This window comes from Moorena sp. SIO4E2, assembly GCF_010671945.1.
Classification (GTDB): Bacteria; Cyanobacteriota; Cyanobacteriia; order Cyanobacteriales; family Coleofasciculaceae; genus Moorena; species Moorena producens.
In genome coordinates this window covers 1-9,707 of the sequence record NZ_JAAHIE010000270.1, presented here as the reverse complement: position 1 = coordinate 9,707, position 9,707 = coordinate 1, and the positions used below count along the sequence as shown (strand labels likewise).

Annotated in this window: 10 protein-coding genes; 6 read left to right on the top strand and 4 right to left on the bottom strand. The window is 43.1% G+C overall.

Going from position 1 to position 9,707, the window contains the following annotated elements; translation table 11 throughout:
- The coding region (locus tag F6K37_RS44755; RefSeq protein WP_502887770.1) for a DUF433 domain-containing protein at positions 1-84 on the top strand (84 nt) is incomplete at its 5' end.
- 21 nt (positions 85-105) lie between these two features.
- Here the strand turns inward: F6K37_RS44755 and F6K37_RS23485 are convergent.
- The gene (locus F6K37_RS23485) at positions 106-951 is read right to left on the bottom strand and encodes an alpha/beta fold hydrolase (protein WP_008185446.1); all 846 of its coding nucleotides are present in this window, start codon (positions 949-951) and stop codon (positions 106-108) included.
- Between the two features lie 202 nt (positions 952-1,153).
- Positions 1,154-2,536: a thiamine pyridinylase gene (bcmE, locus tag F6K37_RS23480; RefSeq protein WP_008185449.1), complete on the bottom strand. Its 1,383-nt coding sequence runs from the start codon at positions 2,534-2,536 to the stop codon at positions 1,154-1,156.
- A 368-nt stretch (positions 2,537-2,904) separates the two neighbouring features.
- Between bcmE and F6K37_RS23475 the strand changes: the two genes are divergently transcribed.
- Positions 2,905-3,321 carry a Tery_1686 family protein gene (locus tag F6K37_RS23475; RefSeq protein ID WP_287252458.1) on the top strand — a complete coding sequence of 139 codons (417 nt, stop codon included), beginning with the start codon at positions 2,905-2,907 and terminating at the stop codon, positions 3,319-3,321.
- Between the two features lie 146 nt (positions 3,322-3,467).
- On the opposite strand, the gene cobJ is transcribed toward F6K37_RS23475, so the two are convergent.
- On the bottom strand, positions 3,468-5,438 hold the full coding sequence (gene cobJ, locus F6K37_RS23470) for a precorrin-3B C(17)-methyltransferase (RefSeq protein ID WP_008185453.1): 1,971 nt from the start codon (positions 5,436-5,438) through the stop codon (positions 3,468-3,470).
- 397 nt (positions 5,439-5,835) lie between these two features.
- Between cobJ and pheA the strand changes: the two genes are divergently transcribed.
- A complete protein-coding gene (gene pheA / locus F6K37_RS23465; protein WP_008185455.1) occupies positions 5,836-6,696 on the top strand; it encodes a prephenate dehydratase in 861 nt (286 codons plus the stop codon).
- Positions 6,697-6,865: 169 nt separating this feature from the next.
- Here the strand turns inward: pheA and F6K37_RS23460 are convergent, their stop codons facing one another.
- On the bottom strand, positions 6,866-7,507 hold the full coding sequence (locus F6K37_RS23460) for an LON peptidase substrate-binding domain-containing protein (RefSeq protein ID WP_008185458.1): 642 nt from the start codon (positions 7,505-7,507) through the stop codon (positions 6,866-6,868).
- A gap of 266 nt (positions 7,508-7,773) precedes the next feature.
- Between F6K37_RS23460 and F6K37_RS23455 the strand changes: the two genes are divergently transcribed.
- The 3 genes from F6K37_RS23455 (at position 7,774) to F6K37_RS23445 (ending at position 9,448) form a co-directional block, all read left to right on the top strand.
- Positions 7,774-8,109, top strand: a complete 336-nt coding sequence (locus F6K37_RS23455; RefSeq protein ID WP_287252457.1) for a XisI protein — start codon at positions 7,774-7,776, stop codon at positions 8,107-8,109.
- A gap of 229 nt (positions 8,110-8,338) precedes the next feature.
- On the top strand, positions 8,339-8,689 hold the full coding sequence (locus F6K37_RS23450) for a hypothetical protein (protein WP_287252456.1): 351 nt from the start codon (positions 8,339-8,341) through the stop codon (positions 8,687-8,689).
- Positions 8,690-8,704: 15 nt separating this feature from the next.
- On the top strand, positions 8,705-9,448 hold the full coding sequence (locus F6K37_RS23445) for a 3-methyl-L-tyrosine peroxygenase-related protein (protein ID WP_287252455.1): 744 nt from the start codon (positions 8,705-8,707) through the stop codon (positions 9,446-9,448).
- The last annotated feature ends 259 nt before the right edge of the window (positions 9,449-9,707 follow it).

Here is a 9,707-nt window from a genome sequence, read left to right as displayed (position 1 = left end):
GAAATTGTCGATGACTTTCCAGAATTGACCGAAACAGACATTAAAGCTTGCCTAGAATTTGCTGCTGATCGCGACATCGTTTAATTGCCACGGATACTGAAAAATTCAAGCTTTGCGTCTTAGAAACGGCACCAGTATTTCACTAATTTCCTTCGACCAATGCTCCTGAGGGTAATGTCCAGCTTCCTCCAGCTTCACCAATTCCCCATTCTTAAGCTGATTAGCAAATTGCTCAGCTTGGTCAACCGGAAGCCAAGGGTCTTTGAGTCCCCAAACAATTAAGGTTGGTTTGTCCCAGTTGCGGAAACCTGATTCAATTTCTGCCATACACTTGTTCATCTGGATATTCTTGATTGTCGCTACCAGAGAACGTCCAGGATCGGAGCTTTTGAGGAAAGGCTTGCGATAGAGATCTAAATACTTGTCTTCAATGCGATAGCGAGACCCCCCTTCCAGACTTCGGTCAACTAACAGGGGGTCTTGGGTTAACATATCTCCGATGAATGGCCATCCCCATTGCTGCATCTTGCTGGGTAACTTGGCAGCCGACGAGACAGGTGTATTGAGAATCACTAGACGCTCAATCTGGTCTGAGTGACGCAAGGCATATTGAAGTCCCACTGAGGCGAGAAAGCCTTGGACAACTAAGGAAAACCTTTCGATTTCCAGCTGTTTAAGGAAATCGCCTAAGGCTTCAATGAACGCATCTGGTGTGTAAGGAAAGTCAAGCCGATCCGGTTTTGCGGATAATCCAGAACCGAGCCAATCTGGTGCGATCGCATCGTACCCTACTTTAGCTAAATCTGGCATGATCTCACACCAGCAAAAACTCTGGGATGGCAAGCCATGAAGCAGTACTACTGGCACTGGTTTACTATCGCCAACGGCTTTAGCTTCCCGATAGAACCATTCCCAAGACCCGACTTCTATAGATTGTTCACTGATGGACACGGTTGTTTTGCCTTTACGCTGTTGCTTGTCGTGTGGCAATCCTGATCGACTTGTGAACAATACTTCCCTTGAAAATAGTTCGTCAGTCCTGAGTGCTGAGTTTTGAGTAAGAACTGTGACTGTTCACTTTTCAGCTCGGATTGCTATATGAGCTTACCCCTGAGTGGGAATTTAGACAAGTGAGGACTCAGGTGCCAGACTTTTATGGCAAGGGGCATGTGTTGCAACCACATACAGATGTTTCTTGTGCAGCTGGGTATGCATTGGTCCACTGACCGTTCCAAAAAGCGCCATGGTCGGCACATGTATCTCCACAAATCTCAGGAGCATAAGTGTTATTGAGAATAGGTTCGATAGCTGGATAATCACAGCCGCAAGAATAATTCTCCCTAGCCTTCTCACGAATCGTGTTTTTCATTTTCCCTAGCCAGCTACGGCTTTGATCATTCACCTTGAACATAATAATATTCTGACCTTGGATGAGCCCAAACATATCACCATAAAGCGGGAACGATTGCTCAAGAGTCTGGAATATGCTGGGACGAGTGGCCATAAGATACTGGGGATAGGGATGACTTGCATCTGCTCCAATACTTGCAATCATCGTTGTGGAGGCTGCCATCGTATTAGCTAGCTTTACAGCAAAGTCACGTGTCCCCCTGTTTTTAGTTGTAGTATTTACACCAATCACATCAGCATAGAAAACTTCTGGATAGGATTGATCTTGATCTGATAACGGCATGACCTTGAAGCCAATGTTTTGCCGTGTGTTTTCACTCATGTTTGACATCGCTTCTGTATAGCCCATGAGTGCACGTCCCCAATCATTACTAAACCACTCTGCCTGCTGGTAGGGCTGCTGCTTGGGCTCCATAGAATCCGTTGCATTCTCATAGCTTGCCATCCCTAGCAACTCTTGCATGTTGTCTATCGCCTGGGAGTTAAGTTGGCATTCATTCTCAGGCAATGGGAAGGGATATTCTCCAGTCAAGCTATGGGCAATGTCTAGGTAAAGAGTAGCATTTGTCGTGCCACCAGCCATATCAAGCATCATGCCCCGAATATCGGGGGGAATCTCGCTGGTATAGGTGCATGAAGACAAAGCACTCTGAATTTCATCTAGGTTCGTTGCATTGGCAATCGCTGGATCATCTTGTCTATAAAATAAGATATTTGCACAACCAAGCTGGGGAATTGCGTAATACTCCCCACCTACCTTAACCCCATCTATTGCGTATTCAACGAAGTCCTCCAAGTTGTCGATTTCACTAGCCTGTATCGGTTCGAGCCAGTTTTTACTGCGAAAGTAGTCGAAAAACATGGCATCGAATACATAAACATCTGCATCTTCAGGAGGATTATTCGAGTAACCCCCATCCCAATCCTCCGAAGGAACGAAATTCAAGGGAACGTTTGGTTCAACCAAATCCCATTCAGCTTGTATTGCTGTTTGGAATTGCTCAAGCCGAGGAACGTATGGATACAGTGCAACCTTTAGCTCTGTAGCCAATGCTTCTCCTATTCCTAGAAGACTGATAGCCAAGGCTAAAATTAGGGTCAAGCTGAAATTAATTAGTTTTTTCATCACTATTTCATCACTACATATCTAGCCCCTTTTTTCCCTCGTGGATCAATCAGTGCCTGCTGAACTTGTTGACAATCAGTAGCAGGCAGCAGTGGCAAGGATTGCCGACTTGTTCGAGTTGAGTAACCCGGGGGAATCGAAGCCAAGAACCATTGGAAACCTTTATTCTGACATCGGTTACCCTAGCATATTATGAGTTCATTTTTCTTGCGCTTACCCTGGAACACTTGGTTCTTCTTTTGATCAAATTACTAAATTTTACACTAAAAGTATAAATTTTTATAAATAATTGGGTAGATTTATCTTAGGTTGTAATAAAAAGATACAAATTACGTTACTAACTAGCAGTTAACCATAGGAGATTAGGCGTGAACGCAGCTGAACAAGCAATCGGCTTAGAAGTCACCACCAAAATTGCGGCTGTTGTGAATTTGTTTAAGTCTGAATTCCCTGATGCCAAGGCTGACCTCAAGCCTTGGACCAATGACCCGGAAACCCGAGAACTGGTGGATCCTAACTCCATTGACATTGGTTTTCACTTCCCTGGCTGGAGTAGACGCTTCCAAAGTCGAAGTATTTTGTTACAGATTCGGTTTCATAAAGACCACTTGGATCAATCTGATCGGCTGATTGGTTTGGAAGCGACCGCCTTTAACCATCAAGGAGAAGCTTGGCGACTGTCCACAGTGGAGCGTTGGCAAATTATCGGTAATTGTCAGCCATCAGCTGAAGTGGGGGAAAAGCTAAAACATTTCTGTCGTCAGGTGTTTGAGTTGTTTCTCTGATTGAACTTGTTGAATCTGGTTTCAAGCCAATAACCTTGGCCAAAAGGCCACGCTTTAGGCTTTGCCGACGCTGCGCGAAAGCCAACAACCTTCAACATTAAACCTTAAACCTTCAACATTAAACCTTAAACCTTCAACATTAAACCTTAAATCTGATATCCCCTTGGTGTAATCATCCAATCCTGATGAATATCAGTGCTTTGATTACCAATTAGCACCATAGTTAGCATATCAATGGGTATTTCCAGCATTTTGTCAAGAGTTGTGAGAGTGATGTTTTCATCGTCTCGATAGGCTGAAACCACAATGGCTACAGGGGTATCAGGCTTACGATGCTTGAGAAAAATCCGTTGTGCGATCGCAATCTGCTCAGTACGATTACGCGATCGCGGATTGTACAACGCAGTCACAAAATCTGCTGCGGCTGAGGCTTCTAGACGCTTTTCGATTACTGGCCAAGGGGTCAATAGGTCACTCAAACTAATGGCACAAAAATCATGCATCAGGGGTGCTCCCACACGAGAGGCAGCAGCTTGTAACGCTGTAATACCAGGAAATACTTGCACCTGGGGTGTCTTACCATCCCAGCCCCTAGAGCGCAATTCTTCTAGGACTAACCCCGCCATACCATAGATACCGCAGTCACCAGAGGAAACCACTGCTACCGTTAATCCCCACTCAGCCAGTTCAATAGCCCGTTTTGCTCGTTGGGTTTCTTGGGTAATTGGTAAGGCTTCGATAATTTGTCCTGGACGTCGCAAGGTTGAAATTAAATTGATATAGAGGGAGTAACCAATCACAGCATCAGCGCTGGATATAGCCGTTTTAGCGGCTGGGGTTATTTGGTCAAGATTTCCCGGACCGATACCCACTAGCAACAGTTTCCCCATACGTCCAGTGTATTCTACTGGGGATTGAGCAATCGCTACAGTTACTGCTCCTGGTTGATTAGCTGATTTGACTATTTGTTTGGGAACTAATAAGGGTTGAAGGTTAGTCGCTTGTAAGTTAGTCGCTTGTAGGTTAGAACCTTCAACCTTCAACTTGCTAACCTTGGCCAAAAGGCCACGCTTCGCGAACAACTTGCTAACCTTCAACCCTCTAGCGCCACAGAGAGCTGCTGCTTCGGCAACGCTGGGAGTACCAACTTCTGCCGCCACCACATCCGATGGGTTGGGTACGGTTACGGAACGGAGTACGTCAGCTGGGAAAGTGCGTAAAGGCCAATGGCGCTCTTGGCACAATTGGACTATGCCGACTTCATCGGCTTTGCGGTCAATAGTAGCAATTCCTGCGATCGCATTTTCTGATAAACCATAACCCTCACAGGTCTGCCGAATCGCCATTTCAATCAACTGCTTCGATGTTCCTCGCTCACAGCCAATTCCCACCCACATTACCCGTGGATACCACTGCACGTTTGGTAAATCCGATTCTGGAGAAAATTGCTGGTGGGTGGGACTAATCCAAATCCTGGCTTTAGGTGAGATCGACTCGGATTCACTTGTAGCGCTATCCTCTGGAAATCCGAAATAAAAAGGATGTCCATCTCTAAGATGAGCTTGCCAAAGAGTGGAACCAGCCTCTTGAATTACCTGTACTATTTCCCCACGGGCAACCACAGCACTGACTCTAGTCCAATCCCCTTTTCCCCGATACCAGCCAAAGGGAATACCTAAGACATCAACTCCAGGTAGACCTAAATCCGCTGCTGCTCCCGTTAAAATAGGCGTTGAGTCGAGTTGGGAAGCAATTAACCGTGTCAGTTGATCTGCCCCCCCTTGATGACCACTACACAAACTAATTACAAAACCTCCCCCTTGATCAACTACCACAACTGCTGGATCACTGGACTTATCCGTTAACAAAGGAGCAATTAAGCGCACCGCTGCTCCGGCTGCCAAACAAAACACCAAAGCACGGTGGTTTGGCCAGAGGGAGGCAATGTGGTCTTTGAGAGAACCCTTGTAGACAGCAACCTGTTCTAGGGTGCTCAGAGAATTCGGTACCCAAAGAGTTGCACCAGTAGTTTGACACAGGGGTTGCAGGATTTGAGCCCCAGTAGGAGTGGTAGCGATCGCAGCTAGGGGTTGGAAATTTTCAAAAACCGATGCCATCATGAAAGAAATAAACGTTAACTAGGGCAGATCAAGATACCCAGCTTTACTCTTAAAATAGAATATTCCCGCTTGCTGTTTATCGGTTCCTCGATTCCCAAACAAGCCTAAAAATACCCCAGCTAATAATAACTGATATACTGACGAACTTAGTAGTGTTTTTTTTCAATAGTTTACAGTTAACATTTTGATAAATACCAAGTAACTTAAAATCTGATATAATCCTAATTTATTATTAATTATATTATTACAATTCAACCGCCATACTCTAGATAACATTTATAACTATATCATCAAACTCAATACTGATTTATGTTCACACTAAAAAATAATCACATCTCTTTACTAAATAACAAGCTGCTAACCTTCAAGCTACTTTAAAATTAGATTTTCTATTATGTCACTTTCTATTGCTTATCTCGGACCACCAGGAACTTATACAGAAGCCGCTGCCACAGCTTATGCTGAGCGACTCCAGAAACAACAGGGTCAGCAATCCCTCTTGTGTGCTTATCCCAGCATTGGCCAAACCTTACAGTCAGTAGCTAACCAACAAGCTGATCTAGCAGTGGTACCTGTAGAGAATTCCATTGAAGGCAGTGTCGCCATGACACTAGATCGGCTTTGGCAACTAGATCAGCTACAAATCCAACAGGCTCTGGTTTTGCCCATCAGACATTGTCTGATGTCACGGGCATCAACCATAGCAGACATTAAAACTGTTTATTCCCATCCCCAAGCCCTGGCTCAGTGTCAGGGGTGGTTAGAGCATTTTCTGCCATCAGTGCAACTGGTACCTACCAACTCCACTACTGAAGCGCTACAGTTTTTGGACAAAGATCACAATGCAGCAGCGATCGCTTCTCAACGAGCAGCAAAGCTTTACACTCTACCAGTACTGGCATCTAACATTAATGACTATCCCGATAATTTCACCCGGTTTTGGGTGCTGAGTTTAAAGCCATCTCCTGGAGGTAGTCATACCTCCTTAGCATTTAGTCCTCCTGCTAATATACCTGGATCCTTGTCTAAACCACTCCAGGTGTTTGCCCGTCGAGGTATTAATTTAAGTCGGATTGAGTCTCGTCCCACCAAACGATTACTTGGTGAGTACATATTCTTTATTGAACTGGAATCAGATCTGTATACACCATTATTTAAAGCTGCTCTTGAGGAAATAATTCCTGATCAGGAAATCCTCAAGATTTTTGGCAGCTACACCCTCATAAATGTTGATAATTTTACTTTCAACAGTTAACCGTCAACCGTGAACAAAACTGTTATAGCAGTTATTAATTGGGTGAGGTACTTTCGTTCTGGGTTAATGGAAGTAGGGAGTCGGGAGTCGGGAGTCGGGAGTCGAGAGCAGCGGATCTGGCCAAAAATCCTGTGTACCTCATAGCTATGAGAAACGCTACAATTAAAGCTTAAGTCAATGCATCTTTGAGTACAGTGCGTGCTGCTAAGTGATTGCGAGTTGAAGTGAGAATTTCTGTTTCCCGTTCTAGACGTTTTTCCGTGTCCAGGGTCTCTAAAAGTGCCTGCTGTTCTAAGGCTACGCCATACAGATTGCTAGCAACCCAGTAAGACAACTCAATCGGTAGATCGGGCAGGTCTTCTGGTAGCTCAATTTTCTGGTTGGTCAACTTAGCGGAAAGACGCACAACATCCCGCAATAACTGTGCGACGTCTTTTGCCTTTGGTTTGAGGTCTTTAGCAGGTGGCTGGTCTTCAATCCATTCCACTAGTCCAACCCTATAGGGTTTTTCACGAACGTACTCTAAGAGCCGAAACCGCTGCTGACCTAAAGTTACTATTTTCATCCGGTCATCGGGAAGACGCTGAAAGTGGATAACTTCAGCGCAACAGCCAACTGTAGCTGGTTCCTGTTTAACAGGATCCCACATTAAGACACCAAATCTGCGATCGCTATCCAAAATCGTGTTCATCATGATTCGGTAGCGAAATTCAAAAATGTGTAACGGCAGAGGGCGTCCAGGAAATAAAACTACTTCAGGTAGGGGAAAGATGGGGAGTTCTCTGACAGCAATCGAGGATGAGGATACCATTGTGCCTGGGTTAAAAAGGTAACTTCGCTTATTTACATACTGTAACGGATTTTGTGTTTGACACTCCACGGCATAATTCTTCCTGTAGTCTTTTGTAGTGACCTAGCTACACTCGCGAGGCTAGGGGAGTGTAGGCTTGAGCTTGTGAGCAATAGCAGTCATAACTTACTACTCTGACAGCAGACCTGTAGGCTAAAGCATCCTGCGATACAACAGTATCAGGTCTTGATAATTGTGTATGATCCAGCCAATGAGGTGATTGTTGAATGGAGAAAGTAGCTCAATACCGCGAGTACGTTCAGAGATTACTGAACCAGTACGCCCAGGATGATGTTTCTAATGATGAGGTGGAAGTACAACTAATTTTTGACACTGATCGGGATCATTATCAGTGGATGAATGTGGGTTGGGAAGATTTGAATCGGATTTACCGTTCTAGAGTGCATTTAGATATCAAAGACGGAAAAATTTGGCTTCAGCAAAATCTTACAGATCTCAATCCTGCTGAGGATTTAGTTGAAATGGGCGTTCCAAGAGAGGATATTGTCTTGGGTTTACAGCCTCCTTACAAGCGGCAGTACACTGACTATGGTGTAGCTTGAGATAGTAGCGCTGCTATCTCAAGCATTGGTCACATTTGTTGGGTATAACAGGAGACTTCGCCGCAGTTATCAGACAAAAGGCTTCAATGCAAAAAGCTTACAGTTGTAATGTTGAGGTAGAAAATCCAGGTATAGCTATATTTGGAGTAGTTTTAACTAACCGTTTGGGATAGTAAGTCTGGAACACCTTGTTTTTTGTTGACAGTAATATACATAAAAATGGCAAGCTTTGAAGATAATAAAAACCATTAATGCTAAAAAAAAAGGATTTCTAAATGAAAATAAAAAGCTAAATTTGCTTTGTCCTCAGAGTCTATTCAGTGAATACAAAATAACCAAAAACAATCCCAAAAATATTATAGAAATAATAAACCTATTACAATCCTACTTTAAAGCAGAAAATTTCAATCAAGATATTGGCAATTTAATTACTATAGTTGAACCTAATGCTAGGGTTGAAAATGCCGATCAAATATCAGCAATTGAATTATTGAATTCAGAGGGTAAAGTTAAATCGGTTAAGCAAGAGGAGATTGAAGAATTTAACAATTACTTTGATATCCAGTATGTTTTAACATAATGGCCAGAATATATTTTGTTATATAGTGCTTTTCCCGGATATATAACCTTTCTGGAACTGACTAAAAACAGCGCTAATAAATGGACTTTATATAAATTAGATACATTTGTCAACCCGGAATTTAAGCCATTGCTAATTTGGAAGAAATTCCATTGGATATTCTTGATATTTGTCCAGGGGTTGATCCTCTGCTTGCTGCGGTTTGAAAAAGCGATAAAAATTAAGAACTTAAATCAGGTAAAACTAGAGCTAGAAACAGCATCAAATCTAATGATTGGAGCCGGAGCAGTAATGAAATTAGCGGGAAGTTACAGTAGAAAAGAATATCAAGAGCAAATTCTCCCCACAATGAAGCCGCCCAACCTGAAAATCAAGGGATTTAGTGGGCTAATGTCTTGGGACCATGCCTATCTAGTGACATTATGGAAGCAGAACAAAAAAAACTTCCAAAATTTACCGCTATCCCTTCAACCTCAGTACGAAAAATTATTACTAGCATATAAAATTATGGCATCATCCCATAGGAATATTTGTAGCAAGTTTGGCGGTGGAGAAGTAGGCGGGAGTGTGAAGCATCCAACAAAAAATGCTTTGTTAGCTCTGGAGAAGATTGTTAAAGCTCGCTGGCAGATGATAAATCCCAGTCATAAATCAGTACATGAATGCATGGAAATGATGAATGATCCACGTGAATTGATCCAAACTGGATTTAAAAATCATCTTCAGCTTCTCTTAAGGACTTTTAACCTAGAACTATAGTAAGCCTAAATGAGTTGCCCAATCCCTCCAGATCGTTCATTTTTTGGCAACGGAATCCTAACAGTAATTTATAAAGTAAATCTTAAGACCCCTCAATCATACATAACCAAAGATATTATCACTACAACTAACAACTGACAACTGATCAGAATGAAATAGCCCTGATCAAAGATATGTATTTTTTCATTAATCGCTGAAAGCAATTTCCAGTATTGCTTTCAGCCTAGTTATAGCCCCTTAACGGCTAATTCGAGTTTAC